Here is a 13,809-nt window from a genome sequence, read left to right as displayed (position 1 = left end):
TTCTCCCGGCAAGCGAGGTCGGTTTCGACGGGTGCGGTGGGCGCTGTTGTCGCTACCATCGGCCAGCATCGGCGGGCGCCCGCCCGACCCCCAGGCCAGGGAGCGAACTGTGCTGATCACCCACGACACCCGGTGCGCCCTCGACACCGTGGTGGATCTGGTGAACACCGTGCCGGAGGACGACGCGGGGGCGGACGGGCTGCCGGATGTCCCGGCTCTCATGAATTTCGTGCGAAGCCACAAGATGAGCGATGTCGGCGTGCTCTCGGAGTTCGACCTCTCGGCCGTGCGCCGGGTGCGGGGGCGATTCGCGTCGATCTTCGCGGCCCCGGACGCCCGGTCCGCCGCCATGATGATCAATGAGCTGGTCGCCGCCGCCGGCACCACTCCCCGGCTGACGGACCACGACGGCTACGACTGGCATGTGCACTACTTCGCCCCCGGCGCCTCCGTGGCCGACCACCTCGCCGCCGACTGCGGGATGGCGCTCGCCTTCTTCGTGGTGGCCGGTGAGCAGGAACGGCTGCGGCGCTGCGAGGCACCGGACTGCCGGCGTGCCTTCGTGGACCTGTCCCGGAACCGCTCGCGCCGTTACTGCGACAGCCGCACGTGCGGGAACCGGCTGCACGTCGCCGCCTACCGGGCGCGGCGCAAGGAGGCGGCGGGCTGAGGAGTACGGCGCTCGCCCGGTGCGACGTCGGTCCCGGCGGGTGGCGCCGGGACGGACGCGTACGGCTCACAGCAACAGCAGGTCGTGCAGCGCAGCCATGAGGAGCAGGCACCCGATCACCGCCAGGAAGATCATCAGCGGTGGCTGGGAAAGGGCGAAGAGGCACCCGCGCGGCTCGTCCTTCGGCGGCGCGGCCTCGCTCTGTGGCGTGTCCAGCATCTCGCCGCAGATCATGGCGCACCCCGGCGGCCGACCGCGATCACGCGCGGGGATCTTGCGGTAGTTCGCCGAATGCCGTGAGGTCTCGCTCGGATGGTGAACGATTCCGGACGCCCACGGACCCACTGTGTCGTTTCACCGAGTCATGTGACTGTCATATGCCGTGCTTCTTGAGGATGGCCTCGATGTCGCTGAAGTCCTCGGCCGGTTCGGCACCCGCGCCCCGGGACGGGGCGGGGCGGGGGGTGGTGGCGGGGCCGGCCGCGGGCCGGGCCCTGCCGCCCAGGGGCGGAGCCGACGCGGCGGGCGCCACCGCGTCCCGCCCGGCCGCTCCGCGCTCCGCGCCGGTGCCCGCGCGCCGGCGTTCCACGGCACGCGTGCCCGCGAACAGCAGCCAGGCCGCGCCCAGCACCCCGAAGCCCGCCCAGGCGGTCGGGCTCAGGGCGGTGTCCGAGAGCCATCCGACGACCCCGGTCATCACCAGTCCGACCGGCACCAGCGCGTAGGCCGCGAGGCGGGCCGCCGCCAGGAAGCGCTTGCGGTAGGCCGTGACCACCGCGATACCCAGGCCCGCCGCGGACACGGCGGAGCAGACTGTCTCGGCAATCATCCGGTCCTCCTGGCGGGCGGGCTGGTCTCGTCGCTTCCATCGTGCACCGCCGGTGCCCCGCGATGCCATGATCCGGCCGGACATCAGGGACATCTCCGGGTCGTCCCCGGCCTTCTCCACCCTCCCCCGGGCTCCCCGGCCCCCCGGATCCCGATTGGGTCCGCCCGGGTCCGGCCTGGAAGACTGGTGCGCATGAGCGACACCTCCCCCGCACGCACCGATGCCCTCGTCCTCGACGTCTGGTGCGAACTGCAGTGCCCCGACTGCCGCACCGCCCTGGACGACGTCCGCGCCCTGCGCGCCCGCTACGGTGACCGGCTCGAGCTGCGGCTGCGGCACTTCCCGCTGGAGAAGCACAAGCACGCCTTCGCCGCCGCGCAGGCCGCCGAGGAGGCGCTGGAGCAGGGCAAGGGCTGGGCGTACGCGGAGGCCGTGCTGGCGCGGGTCGAGGAGCTGGACCGTGCGGGCGAGCCCTTCCTGGTCGAGGTGGCTCGTGAACTCGGCCTGGACGCCGAGGAGTTCGACACCGCGCTGATCGACGGCCGGCACATCCTGATCGTCGACGCCGACCAGGCCGAGGGCAAGGCGATCGGGGTGACGGGCACCCCCACGTACGTGATCGGCGGCGAGCGCCTCGACGGCGGCAAGAGCCAGGAGGGACTGCGCGCGCGCATCGAGGAGATCGCGGACCGGCTGCTGGCCGGCGGGGACGCCTGAGCGCCCGGCGAGCGCTCACAGCAGCGGCTTGCTCAGGGAGTGGGTCACCGCCTCGTAGCCGAGTGAGGCGTACAACCGCTCGGCCGGCGTGTTGCCCGCGAACACGTTGAGGCCGAGGACCGGCCGGCCGGCCTCGATCGCCTGGCGTTCCGCGAGCAGCATGAGCGTACGGCCGTGCCCCCGGCCGCGGTGCGCGGCGTCGGCCTCCACGTCGTACACGAAGGCCCTGGCCTCCTCCAGGGACAGCCACAGGGTGCCCACCCGGTCGCCCGCGTGCTCCAGCACGCTGAAGATCACGCCGTCGGTCGCGAGCCCGTCCGGCAGCAGCCGGGCGTGGTCGCTGCGGGCCTTGGCGCGGGCGGCCGGCTCGGACAGGCCCCGCTGGACCCAGGAGCGCGCGTAGCGCTCGCTCTCCGTCTGCCGCCAGGCCTCGAACTCGGCCGCGGTCATGGGCCGCGCGCGGCTGTCCGGCGGCAGTGCGGGCGGTGTGCTGCCGAGGCGCTTCTCCATGCCGCGGTTGCGCAGCGTGTAGCCGAGGGTGTCGAACAGGCGCAGCGCGGCCTCCGCGTCGGCGGGCACCACGGCCTCCATCTGGACGCAGCCCCAGCCGCGGGCCACCTCCTCCGCGGCGAGCGCGGCGACGGTGGCCCGGCCGCGCCGCCGGTCCGGCTCGGCGATCGTGAGGTCGATGACACGGGCCACCGAGTCGCCGAGGGACGGGGAGGTGCCGAGGTGCACCTCGCCGACGGGACGGCTGTTCACGCAGACCGCGTAGCGGCGGGAGCGGGTTCCGTCGGGGTGCTGCTGGAGCGGCTCGGCCGGCCGCAGGGTCGTGGTCATCCCCTGTGTTCTACCCGCGGCGGCCGCCCGCGTCAGCCTGTTTTCCGGCTCAGGGGTCCAGGTCGCGCCCGGACCGCTCGTCGAAGATCCGCATGACCCCGGCGGTCACCGGCCCCGGCGCGCCGGGCAGTTCGCGGTCGTCGGCCTGCTGCACGGCCTGCACGTCCCGCAGGGTCGAGGTCAGGAAGATCTCGTCGGCGCGCCGGAGGACGTCCAGCGGCAGATCGGTCTCGTGGGCGCCCGTCCACTCGATCACCAGGGCCCGGGTGACGCCGGGCAGGCAGCCGGAGGAGACCGGCGGGGTGTGGATCTCGCCGTCCAGGACGACGAAGACGTTCGACCCGGTGCCCTCGCAGAGCTGTCCGACCGTGTTGCCGAACAGCGCCTCGGAGGCACCGGACTGGTGGGCGCGGGCCAGGGCGACGATGTTCTCGGCGTACGAGGTGGTCTTGACGCCGGTGAGGGCGCCTCGCTCGTTGCGGGTCCACGGGACGGTGACCACCGCGGTGGAGTCCGGGCGGCGGTTGGTCGCGCCGACGGCGACCATGAGGGTGGGGCCGTGCTCGCCGCGGCCGACGCCGAGCGGGCCGTGGCCGCCCGTGTAGGTGATCCGCAGCCGGCCCAGCGGCACCGGGTCGGCCGCCAGCACGGCCGTACAGGCGCGGCGCACCTCGTCGTGGTCGGGGTCGGGCAGGCCGAGGCCCCGGGCCGAGCGGGTCAGCCGGTCGAGGTGGCGGGTGAGCGCGAACGGGGCGCCGTCGACCGCCTTGACCGTCTCGAAGACGCCGTCGCCGACGGTCAGCCCGTGGTCGAGGGCGGAGACCCGGGCGGAGCGCGCGTCCCGCAGCTCGCCGTCCAGCCAGATCCTCATGTGAGCGCCCCCTCGATCGCCGCGTGCCCTCCCGACGCTACCGCGAGCAGCCGGGACGCCTTCAGCTCCGTCTCGCGCCACTCCCCCTCCGGGTCGGACCCCCAGGTGATGCCGGCGCCGGTGCCGAAGCGCAGGGCGTCCGCGGCGCGGTCGATCCAGAAGGTGCGGATGCCCACGGCCAGCTCGGCGGTGCCCCGGTCGGCGTCGACCCAGCCGACGCCGCCGCAGTACGGGCCGCGCGGGGCCGTCTCCAGCGCCTCGATGATCCGCAGTGCGCTCGACTTGGGGGCGCCGGTGACCGACCCGGGCGGGAAGGCCGCGGCCAGCAGCTCCGGCCAGCCGGCGTCCGCCCGCAGCTCGCCGCGGACGGTGGAGACGAGGTGGACCAGCCCCGGGTGCTTCTCCACGGCGCACAGGTCGGGGACGGTCACGCTGCCGGTCGCGCAGACGCGGCCGATGTCGTTGCGGACCAGGTCGACGATCATCACGTTCTCCGCGTAGTCCTTCTCCAGGAGGTCCGCCTCGGTGCGCCCGGTGCCCTTGATGGGCCCCGACTCGACGGCACGGCCGTCCCGGCGCAGGAACAGCTCGGGCGAGGCGGTGGCTATCTCCACGCCGTGCCCGGGCAGCCGGATCGTCCCCGCGTACGGAGCCGGGTTGCCCCGGGCCAGGAGCGCGGTGAGGGCGTCCACGTCGGCGCCCGGGGGTACGGGCGCGCTCAGCACCCGGCAGAGGTTGGCCTGGTAGACCTCGCCGGCCGCGATGTGCTCGCGGATGCGGCGGACGGCCGCGGTGTAGGCGGCGCGGTCCAGGGAGGAGGTCCAGTCCTCCGGCGCCGGGCCCCGCCAGGCGCCGGGCACCGGAGCGGGCACCGGCTCCTGTCGTACGTCCGCGAAGCGGGCGCAGGTCAGCCCGCCCTCGAAGTCCGCGCAGACGGCCCAGAAGCCGGCCGAGTCCAGGGCGGCCGGATCACTGGTGACGTCGAGGAGGCCGGTGGCGACGCGGTCGCCGAAGCGGGCGAGAGGAGGGTGGTGGAGCACGTGGTCGAGTTTAGGTCGGGTGTCCGGAAGGCGGCTCCGGGATGTCCCCGGGCGGGCCCCGGCCACCGGCTCCGCCGGGTGTACCGCAGCACGCTGCGCAAACGCGTTTTTGTGCTGGCCCGGGAATCCGCTAGAGTTCAACACGTCGCCGGGACGCGGGAGCGGACCGAAACGACAGGCGGACGTAGCTCAGTTGGTAGAGCGCAACCTTGCCAAGGTTGAGGTCGCGAGTTCGAACCTCGTCGTCCGCTCGCAGGAAGAAGGGGTCGTCCCGATCCCCTACACTCCTGGTGGAGTGGCCGAGAGGCGAGGCAACGGCCTGCAAAGCCGTCTACACGGGTTCAAATCCCGTCTCCACCTCCAAGGACGATTAGCTCAGCGGGAGAGCGCTTCCCTGACACGGAAGAGGTCACTGGTTCAATCCCAGTATCGTCCACTGGATCCCCGGATCCCGGATCTCCTCGAAGATCCCCCGCGCGATTAGCTCAGCGGGAGAGCGCTTCCCTGACACGGAAGAGGTCACTGGTTCAATCCCAGTATCGCGCACTGTCCGTGACCCGCGCGTCACGGTCCGCGGACGATTAGCTCAGCGGGAGAGCGCTTCCCTGACACGGAAGAGGTCACTGGTTCAATCCCAGTATCGTCCACACAACAAGGAGCCCCCGGCCGTCTCGTACGGCCGGGGGCTTCTGCGTGGTCTCAGCTGGAGAACAGCATGTGGCCGAAGCTCTTGTGGCGGTGGTGGCCGCCGTAGTGACCGTGACCTCCGTGGCCGCCGTGGCCGCCGTGCGGGGCGCCCCAGGCGGGCGCGGACGGCGCCGGGTACGCCTGCGGGGCCGCGGGCGGGGGCGGCGGGGCCGGCTGCGACCACTGGGACTCCAGGCGGGTCAGCGCCTCCAGCTCGCCGTAGTCGAGGAAGATGCCGCGGCAACCGCTGCACTGCTCGATCTGGACGCCGTTGCGGTTGTAGGTGTGCATCGGCGCATGGCACTTCGGACACTGCATGGTCGGCTCAACTCCTCGCCGGTCGGTCCTGCTTCGTGTTTCCCCAGGACAGACTCCGTCCGGCCCCGGGCGGTTGCAGCCTAGTCCGGGAGTCCGGGCACGGGCCGAGGGGGGCGGGGGCCCTGGGGCGGGACCGACGGCATCCGTGCGCAGGCGTCGACCACGGCCTGCTCCACCTCGTCCAGCGGGCGGTTCGCGGTGAGCGCCTTGGTGACCGCCAGGGCGGCCGTCTGCACGGTGAGCGCGCGGGCCGCGGTGTCCAGGGCGGGCCAGGGGTCGCCGTCGGCGGGTACGGCGGGGCCGCCGGCCTGCCGGTAGGCGGCCAGGAACCGGGTCCACTCGTCGGGCGGGATGAGCCCGCAGGCGTACCAGGCGGCCGGGCGGGCGAGGTCCCAGGCCGGGACGCCCGCGCCGAGATCGTCCACGTCGATCAGCTTCCACGGACCGTCCGGCGCCGGGTGCCGGACGAGCTGGCCCAGGTGCAGGTCGCCGTGGCAGAGGGCCGGCGGGCCGGGCATCGGCGCCGCTGCCCGGGCCCAGGCGGGCAGGGTCCCCCAGGCGGCCAGGACCGGGCGGGCCGCCGCGTGGGGCGTGCCGCGCAGGGCGGAGCGCAGCCTGCCGAGGGCGCGGGCGGCTTTGGCGGGGCCGCGCATCGCGGGAAGTCCGGCGGGGACGGGGGTGCGGTGCAGCCGCGCCAGGAGGGTGGCGGCGGCCTCCCAGGGGGCGGCGTCCGGGTCGTCCGGGTCCACGGGGCGGCCGTACGGCCAGAGGGTCACCAGGCGGCCGTGCAGGGGTGCCGGGGCCGGGGCGAGCGGGGGCAGGAGTACGCCGGGGAGACGGGCGGCCGTGGCGACGCGGTGCGCCAGCGCGGCGGGGTCGGTGTCCGCTGCGTGGGCCTTGGCGACGGTGCCGGCGTGCCGGACCACGGTGGCGTCCTCGCGGTCGGCGAGCGGGCTGCTGGCGCAGGCGCAGGCGGTGGCGGGCGTACGGGGGTGGGCGGCGGCCCTGGCTTCGGCGGCCAGTGCGGCCAGGAGGGAGCGGGCGGGGGTGTCCGCGCCCGCGTCGGTACCGGTGTCTGCGGTCAAGGCTGCCTCGGACGGGGTGGGCTGTCGGGCCGAGGCTACCGGGGCCGGCCGACGGCGCCGCACCTGCCCGGGTCCGCCGGCGGCCCCGGCGCACCCGCACCCACGGTCCGGGGCCGGCCCGTGGGGGACGACGCCCGCAACGGCTAATGCCGGCGCAGCTCCCCAGCTGCGCCGGCATCTGTGCCGTCCGCCGTACCCCCGTCCCCACGGGGTTTCATGGATGGATGTCCCCGCCCGGACCGCTCTTCCGGGCCTGGGGTCGCCGCTCAGCGCCCCAGCATCGCACCCACGGACGACGCCTGTGTGGCCACCGTCTCCCAGCCGTCGAAGACGAGCAGGAGCAGGGCCGCCAGGGGAAGGGCCATGAGCGTCGCCACCAAGGGGTGGCGGCGTCCCGTCCGGCGCGGGGCGAACGCGGGGCGTCGCGGTGCCGTGTGGGCCATGGTCCCTCTCCTGACCGTTTCGGTTGTCTTCAGCAGCGGCGGGTGCCTGACCTCGGGGGACGAGTGCCGCACCCGCCGCTTGTCCTCAAATCTAGGCGCGGGGCGCGCACCGGGCGTCATGCCCTCGTACCGATTGCCGGGCCTCCAGAAGGATGAGCCATGACCTGGGAAGTACTCCCCTGGGTGGAGACGCAGGCCCAGGTCTTAGGGTCTTCCCCGAGGGGCCGTCCGCTGTGTCCGTTCATGTCGGAAGCGTCCGGGGGGCCGGGGCGAGTGACTTCGATCACCACGGCCGGGTCCGGGAGGGGCGCCGGGGACGGATCGTGATCCGGTCGGCGGCAGGGGCCGCGAGCCGTGCCCGCCCCTCGGCCGAGGGGCGGGCGGACCGGCGCGGCCCGCCCCCGGATGAGCCCAACCTGCCTGCTCCGCTGACCGGTTGACACCAGCGGTGGCCGGAAGTCGCCGTCGCCCGGGGCTTCCTGACCGCGTTTCACCTCCCCCGGACGGCCCACACAATCCGTCCGCCCGAGAGGGCGCGGCCTCTGCGCGCAGGCGGCCGTGGAAACGTAAGCTGTGCCACGTCACAGGGACCGGGCAGCGGGGATGAACATGGCGATGATGCGCCTGAGGCGCGAGGACCCGCGCGTCGTCGGCTCGTTCAGGCTTCACCGACGGCTCGGCGCGGGCGGGATGGGCGTGGTCTATCTCGGCTCCGACAAGAAGGGGCAACGGGTCGCGCTGAAGGTGATCCGGCCCGACCTGGCGGAGGACCAGGAGTTCCGGTCGCGGTTCGCGCGCGAGGTGTCGGCGGCCCGGCGCATCCGCGGCGGGTGCACGGCCCGGCTGGTGGCCGCGGACCTGGAGGCCGAGCGCCCCTGGTTCGCCACCCAGTACGTGCCCGGCCCCTCCCTGCACGACAAGGTCGCCGACGAGGGACCGCTCGGCGCGGCGGACACCGCGGCGGTCGGCGCGGCCCTGTCCGAAGGGCTGGTCGCCGTGCACGAGGCCGGTGTCGTCCACCGGGACCTGAAGCCCTCCAACATCCTGCTGTCCCCCAAGGGACCGCGGATCATCGACTTCGGCATCGCCTGGGCCACCGGCGCCTCCACGCTCACCCACGTGGGCACCGCGGTCGGCTCCCCCGGCTTCCTCGCCCCGGAGCAGGTGCGCGGCGCCGCGGTCACCCCGGCCACCGACGTCTTCTCGCTGGGCGCGACGCTGGCGTACGCCTCGACCGGCGACTCGCCGTTCGGGCACGGCAGTTCCGAGGTGATGCTGTACCGGGTGGTGCACGAGGAACCGCAGCTGAGCGGCGTACCGGACGCGCTGGCCCCGCTGATCCGCGCGTGTCTGGCGAAGGACCCGGACGAGCGGCCCAGCACGCTGCAGCTGTCGCTGCGGCTCAAGGAGATCGCCGCCCGGGAGGCGCAGGGCCTGGACGGGGTACGGCCGCCCGCCCCGCGTGCCGCCGAGGCGGACCGGCCCACCGGACGGCTCGTCGACACCTACCCCGAGCAGCAGCGCACCCAGCGGCGCACCTCTCCGGGGACGCCGCTGCCACGCGGCGGGACCCCGGCCCGGGGCGGTGTGCCGGCCCGCGGCGGGCCGGCCGCGCGCGGTGAGGCGCCGGGCCGGGGCGGGACGCCCCCGCGGGGCGAGGCGCCGTCCCGGGGCGGGGTCGCCTCGCGCGGTGGCAGCGGCCCGCGCGGTGGCGGTGCCGGCCGGCCGGGTGCCGCGCGTCCGACGCCGGCGCCGCGTGGCGGTGGTCCGCGCTCGGGCAACGGCCGTCCCGCTCCGCGCGGCGGTTCCGGGCGGCCGGGCGGGCGGCCGGCGCGGATCGTGCGGCGGCCGGCCAATCCGCGGCTGCTGCGGCAACGGCTGTTCGTGTTCGTGGTGGTGACGCTGCTGGTGGCCCTCGGCATCGCGGTGGCGCAGGGCTGCCAGGGGCCGGCGCGCGGACTCGGGGACGACGGCGGCATCCGGCGGCAGCGGCACACGCAGCCGAGCTACCCGCCGCCGGCGGACGGCAAGGTCGCCTCCGACCCGCACGGGTCGGCAGTGAGCCACGACGCCGGCAACTGAGCGCGGGGGCCGGCCGGGAGCACGGTCGGCCCGTGAACGGGCCCGGAAGGCGCCCGCGGGGGCCGGTCGGGGGTGCGGGCGACCTCGCGGTCCCCGGTCAGGAGTACGAGCGGCCCCGCCGTTCCCGGTCAGATAGGCGGGCGGCCCAGCGGTCCCCGGTCAGGTATGCGGGCGGCCCCCGGGACAGGAGTGCAGGCGGCCCCGCACCCCCCAATTTCCGGGCAGCATGCCGGTCCGGCTGCCGTTCACGCCGTGACCACGCCCGGACGACGACCGAACCGGCCGGTCGGGGGTGCGGGCGGCCCCGCGGTCCCCCACCGTATGCGGCCAGCCCTGCGGTCCCCGGTCAGGAGTTCGGGCGGCCCCCGGGACAGGAGTGCAGGCGGCCCCGCACCCCGCAACTCCCGGGCAGCACGCCGGTCCGGCTGCCGTTCACGCCGTGACCACGCCCGGACGGCGACCGAAGCGGCCGGGCGACGTCCGGGAGGCGGGCGTACCGGCCGGTCAGGAGTTCGGGCGGCCCGTGGCCACCGCGTAGAAGGCGACCGCGGCGGCCGCGCCGACGTTGAGCGAGTCGACGCCGTGGGACATCGGGATGCGGACCCACTCGTCGGCCGCGACCAGTGCCTGCGTGGACAGACCGTCCCCCTCGGCACCGAGCATGAGGGCCACCCGGTCCATCCGGTGCGGGGCGGCCTCGTCCAGGCTGCGGGCCTTCTCGTCCGGGGTGAGCGCGAGCAGCGTGAAGCCGGCCTCGCGGACCGACTCCAGGCCCTTGGGCCAGCTCTCCAGACGGGCGTACGGCACCGAGAACACCGCACCCATGGACACCTTGACGCTCCGCCGGTACAGCGGGTCGGCGCAGTCGGGCGACAGCAGCACCGCGTCCATGCCGAGGGCGGCCGCCGACCGGAAGATCGCCCCGATGTTCGTGTGGTCGTTCACGCCTTCCATGATCACGACCCGGCGGGCGGTCTGCAGCAGCTCGCCGGCCGTCGGCAGCGGCTTGCGCTGCATGGACGCGAGGGCGCCGCGGTGCACGTGGTAGCCGGTGACGCGTTCGGCGAGTTCCGGGCTGACGGCGTACACCGGGGCGGGGAGTTCGTCGATGACGTCACGCATGACGTCGATCCACTTGGCCGAGAGCAGCATCGACCGCATCTCGTAGCCGGCCTCCTTGGCCCTGCGGATGACCTTTTCGCCCTCGGCGATGAACAGGCCCTCGGCGGGCTCGCGCTTGCGGCGCAGCTCCACGTCGGTCAGGCCCGTGTAGTCGCTCAGGCGCGGGTCGTCGGGATCCTCGACGGTGATGAGATCGGCCACAGGGTGATACTGCCTTGTCCTGGGTGTGGTGCCAACGGCTGGGATGGGGTGGGTTACCCCGGGTTACGCGTGATCAAGCCATGTCGTACGCGCACACGCGGGGCTGGTGCCCGGTCTCACGCCGGGGTCTGCGGGCCGACCCGGACGACCTCGCCGACGACGATGACCGCGGGGGGCTTGACGTCCTCGGTCCGCACCGTGTCGGCGACGGTGGCCAGGGTGGCGTCCACGCGCCGCTGCGCGGCCGTCGTCCCTTCCTGCACCAGGGCGACCGGCGTCCCGGGGGACTTGCCGTGGGCGACGAGCGTCTCGGCGATCTTCCCGATCTTGTCGACGCCCATCAGGATCACCAGCGTGCCGGTGAGCTTCGCCAGGGAGGGCCAGTCGACCAGCGAGCGCTCGTCGTCCGGGGCGACATGGCCGCTCACGACCGTGAACTCGTGGGCGACGCCCCGGTGCGTGACCGGGATGCCGGCCACGCCCGGCACCGAGATCGAGCTGGAGATGCCCGGCACGACCGTGCACGGGATGCCGGCCTCGGCGAGCGCCTGGACCTCCTCCATGCCCCGGCCGAAGACGAACGGGTCGCCGCCCTTGAGCCGGACGACCGCCTTGCCCTGCTTGGCGTGTTCGAGGAGCGCGTTGTTGATGGCCTCCTGGGCCATGTAGCGGCCGTACGGGATCTTCGCCGCGTCGATCACCTCGACGTGCGGCGGGAGTTCGGCGAGCAGGTCGCGCGGGCCGAGCCGGTCGGCGATGACGACGTCGGCCTCGGCGAGCAGGCGCCGGCCGCGCACCGTGATCAGATCGGGGTCGCCGGGGCCGCCGCCGACCAGGGCGACACCCGGGGTGCGGGTGCGGTGGTGCGGGGCGACCAGGGTGCCGTCGCGCAGGCCCTCTACCACCGCGTCGCGGATGGCGGCGGTGTGCCGGGGGTCGCGGCCCCGCGCGTGCGTGGTGAGTACGGCGACGGTGACGCCCTCGCTGTGCCCGGTCGCCGGGGTCCAGGCGGTCGCCTGGTCGGCGTCGTCGGAGCGCACGCACCAGACGCGGTGGCGCTCCCCCTCCGCGGAGGCGGCGGCGTTGGCCCCGGGGTCGCTGGTGGCGATGAGGGCGTACCAGGCCTCGGCGAGGTCGCCGTCCTGGTAGGCGCGCCGCACCCAGGTGATCTCCCCCGCGTCCGCCATGGCCTCGACCGAAGGGGTCGCGTGCGGGGAGACGAGGACGATGTCCGCGCCCGCCGCGATGAGCGCCGGGAGGCGGCGCTGGGCGACCTGGCCGCCGCCGAGGACGACCACGCGGCGGCCGGAGAGGCGGAGGCCTACGGGGTAGGCGGGGTGTTCGGCCATGAGGGACGGCTCCTCGTGCAGCTGGCGATGGGCGCGCTGCGCCTTCGGAGCGGCCCTGACGTGCAGATATTAAGCGGTGGGCGGGCCGCGGGACACGGGTGGTCCGGTAGCTGAACACCGGACCGCCCGCCCCGGGGCCCTACTTCTCCGTGACCCCCGCCGAATCAAACGTGGCCACCTCGTGCATCGCCCGCGCGGTGCTCTGCACCAGCGGCAGGGCGAGCAGGGCGCCCGTGCCCTCGCCGAGCCGCAGGTCGAGGTCGACCAGCGGGCGCAGGCCCAGCTTGTTGAGGGCGGCGACGTGGCCTGGTTCGGCGCTGCGGTGGCCGGCGATGCAGGCCGCGAGCACCTCGGGCGCGATGGCGCGGGCGACCAGGGCCGCGGCGCCGGCGCTGACGCCGTCCAGGATCACCGGCGTACGCAGCGAGGCGCCGCCGAGCAGCAGGCCGACGATGGCCGCGTGCTCGAAACCGCCGATCGCCGCGAGGACACCGACCGGGTCGGCCGGGTCCGGCTGGTGCAGCTCCAGCGCGCGGCGGACCACCTCGGTCTTGCGGGCCAGCGTCTCGTCGTTGATGCCCGTGCCGCGGCCGGTCACCTCGGCCGGGTCGGCGCCGGTGAAGACGGAGATCAGCGCGGCGGACGCGGTGGTGTTGGCGATGCCCATCTCACCGGTGAGCAGGGCCTTGTTGCCGGCCGCCACCAGGTCGCGGGCGGTCTCGATGCCGACCTCGATGGCCGCCTGGGCCTCTTCGCGGGTCATCGCCGGGCCGGTGGTCATGTCGGACGTGCCGCCGCGGATCTTGCGGGGCAGCAGGCCCGGGGTGGCCGGCAGGTCGGCGGCCACGCCGACGTCCACGACGCACACCTCGGCGCCGACCTGGGCGGCGAAGGCGTTGCAGACGGCTCCCCCGCCGAGGAAGTTGGCCACCATCTGGGCCGTGACCTCCTGCGGCCAGGGGGTGACGCCCTGGGCGTGGACGCCGTGGTCGCCGGCGAAGATGGCGACGGCGGCGGGCTCCGGGATCGGCGGCGGGCACTGCCGGGACAGCCCGGACAGCTGCGCGGAGATGATCTCCAGCATGCCGAGCGCACCGGCCGGCTTGGTCATGCGCTTCTGGCGCTCCCATGCCTCGCCGAGCGCCTTGGCGTCGAGCGGGCGGATCTGTGCGACGGTCTCGGCGAGCAGGTCGTGGGGTTCCTCTCCGGGCAGGGCGCGGCGGCCGTACGTCTCCTCGTGCACCACCCAGGACAGGGGGCGTCGCTTGGACCAGCCGGCCTGCATCAGCTCTGGCTCGTCCGGGAACTCGTCGACGTACCCGACGCACAGGTAGGCGACGACCTCCAGGTGCTCGGGCAGGCCGAGCGCGCGGACCATCTCCCGCTCGTCGAAGAAGCTGACCCAGCCGACGCCGAGGCCTTCGGCGCGGGCGGCGAGCCAGAGGTTCTCCACCGCGAGCGCCGAGGAGTAGGGCGCCATCTGCGGCTGGGTGTGACGGCCGAGGGTGTGCCGGCCGCCGCGGGTGGGGTCGGCGGTGACGACGATGTTGACCGG

General features: G+C 74.7%; 14 protein-coding genes and 5 tRNA genes. 8 read left to right on the top strand and 11 right to left on the bottom strand.

Annotated elements, in window-relative coordinates; translation table 11 throughout:
* Nucleotides 1-109 precede the first annotated feature (109 nt).
* Nucleotides 110-670: a CGNR zinc finger domain-containing protein gene (locus tag IE312_RS27750; protein WP_189985038.1), complete on the top strand. Its 561-nt coding sequence runs from the start codon at nucleotides 110-112 to the stop codon at nucleotides 668-670.
* Nucleotides 671-736: 66 nt separating this feature from the next.
* Here the strand turns inward: IE312_RS27750 and IE312_RS27745 are convergent, their stop codons facing one another.
* Entirely contained in the window at nucleotides 737-904 is a 168-nt protein-coding gene (locus IE312_RS27745; protein ID WP_189985109.1) for a hypothetical protein, read from the bottom strand.
* A 139-nt stretch (nucleotides 905-1,043) separates the two neighbouring features.
* Entirely contained in the window at nucleotides 1,044-1,499 is a 456-nt protein-coding gene (locus IE312_RS27740; protein ID WP_189985037.1) for a hypothetical protein, read from the bottom strand.
* 192 nt (nucleotides 1,500-1,691) lie between these two features.
* Here IE312_RS27740 and IE312_RS27735 point away from each other — a divergent pair, with 192 nt between their 5' ends.
* Nucleotides 1,692-2,216 (top strand): DsbA family protein, encoded by a 525-nt coding sequence (locus tag IE312_RS27735; RefSeq protein WP_189985036.1) that lies wholly within the window; start codon nucleotides 1,692-1,694, stop codon nucleotides 2,214-2,216.
* Between the two features lie 15 nt (nucleotides 2,217-2,231).
* On the opposite strand, the gene IE312_RS27730 is transcribed toward IE312_RS27735, so the two are convergent.
* From IE312_RS27730 to IE312_RS27720, 3 genes are read right to left on the bottom strand one after another with little or no spacing between them, the layout of a single operon-like run.
* A complete protein-coding gene (locus tag IE312_RS27730; RefSeq protein ID WP_189985035.1) occupies nucleotides 2,232-3,056 on the bottom strand; it encodes a GNAT family N-acetyltransferase in 825 nt (274 codons plus the stop codon).
* 49 nt (nucleotides 3,057-3,105) lie between these two features.
* Entirely contained in the window at nucleotides 3,106-3,927 is an 822-nt protein-coding gene (locus IE312_RS27725; RefSeq protein ID WP_189985034.1) for an aminotransferase class IV, read from the bottom strand.
* A complete protein-coding gene (locus IE312_RS27720) occupies nucleotides 3,924-4,967 on the bottom strand; it encodes a chorismate-binding protein (RefSeq protein WP_189985033.1) in 1,044 nt (347 codons plus the stop codon). Before IE312_RS27720 ends, IE312_RS27725 begins: the two co-directional genes overlap by 4 nt.
* 178 nt (nucleotides 4,968-5,145) lie before the next feature.
* On the opposite strand from IE312_RS27720, the gene IE312_RS27715 reads away from it, so the two are divergent.
* The 5 genes from IE312_RS27715 to IE312_RS27695 all read left to right on the top strand — a co-directional run bounded on the left by IE312_RS27715 (nucleotide 5,146) and on the right by IE312_RS27695 (nucleotide 5,614).
* A tRNA-Gly gene (locus tag IE312_RS27715) sits at nucleotides 5,146-5,218 on the top strand.
* Nucleotides 5,219-5,256: 38 nt separating this feature from the next.
* A tRNA-Cys gene (locus IE312_RS27710) sits at nucleotides 5,257-5,330 on the top strand.
* Between the two features lies 1 nt (nucleotide 5,331).
* A tRNA-Val gene (locus IE312_RS27705) sits at nucleotides 5,332-5,403 on the top strand.
* A gap of 38 nt (nucleotides 5,404-5,441) precedes the next feature.
* A tRNA-Val gene (locus IE312_RS27700) sits at nucleotides 5,442-5,513 on the top strand.
* A 29-nt stretch (nucleotides 5,514-5,542) separates the two neighbouring features.
* Nucleotides 5,543-5,614 (top strand) — tRNA-Val (locus IE312_RS27695).
* 52 nt (nucleotides 5,615-5,666) lie between these two features.
* On the opposite strand, the gene IE312_RS27690 is transcribed toward IE312_RS27695, so the two are convergent.
* From IE312_RS27690 to IE312_RS27680, 3 genes are all read right to left on the bottom strand, one after another.
* The gene (locus tag IE312_RS27690; protein ID WP_189985032.1) at nucleotides 5,667-5,972 is read right to left on the bottom strand and encodes a TFIIB-type zinc ribbon-containing protein; all 306 of its coding nucleotides are present in this window, start codon (nucleotides 5,970-5,972) and stop codon (nucleotides 5,667-5,669) included.
* 80 nt (nucleotides 5,973-6,052) lie between these two features.
* Complete coding sequence (locus IE312_RS27685; RefSeq protein ID WP_189985031.1) at nucleotides 6,053-7,057, bottom strand: phosphotransferase family protein; 1,005 nt, start codon at nucleotides 7,055-7,057, stop codon at nucleotides 6,053-6,055.
* Nucleotides 7,058-7,323: 266 nt separating this feature from the next.
* Nucleotides 7,324-7,500, bottom strand: coding sequence for a hypothetical protein (locus IE312_RS27680; protein WP_030343942.1), 177 nt, complete (start codon nucleotides 7,498-7,500; stop codon nucleotides 7,324-7,326).
* A gap of 603 nt (nucleotides 7,501-8,103) precedes the next feature.
* On the opposite strand from IE312_RS27680, the gene IE312_RS27675 reads away from it, so the two are divergent.
* Complete coding sequence (locus IE312_RS27675; protein ID WP_189985030.1) at nucleotides 8,104-9,582, top strand: serine/threonine-protein kinase; 1,479 nt, start codon at nucleotides 8,104-8,106, stop codon at nucleotides 9,580-9,582.
* 504 nt (nucleotides 9,583-10,086) lie between these two features.
* On the opposite strand, the gene IE312_RS27670 is transcribed toward IE312_RS27675, so the two are convergent.
* The 3 genes from IE312_RS27670 to cobT all read right to left on the bottom strand — a co-directional run.
* Nucleotides 10,087-10,905 carry a TrmH family RNA methyltransferase gene (locus IE312_RS27670; protein ID WP_189985029.1) on the bottom strand — a complete coding sequence of 273 codons (819 nt, stop codon included), beginning with the start codon at nucleotides 10,903-10,905 and terminating at the stop codon, nucleotides 10,087-10,089.
* Between the two features lie 116 nt (nucleotides 10,906-11,021).
* Complete coding sequence (cobA, locus tag IE312_RS27665) at nucleotides 11,022-12,254, bottom strand: uroporphyrinogen-III C-methyltransferase (protein WP_189985028.1); 1,233 nt, start codon at nucleotides 12,252-12,254, stop codon at nucleotides 11,022-11,024.
* Between the two features lie 139 nt (nucleotides 12,255-12,393).
* Nucleotides 12,394-13,809 (bottom strand): nicotinate-nucleotide--dimethylbenzimidazole phosphoribosyltransferase (gene cobT / locus IE312_RS42105; protein WP_229900513.1); only part of this gene is annotated, 1,416 nt, incomplete at its 5' end.

This window comes from Streptomyces capoamus (assembly GCF_014654935.1).
Lineage (GTDB): Bacteria > Actinomycetota > Actinomycetes > Streptomycetales > Streptomycetaceae > Streptomyces > Streptomyces capoamus.
This window is presented reverse-complemented; position numbering and strand designations above follow the sequence as displayed.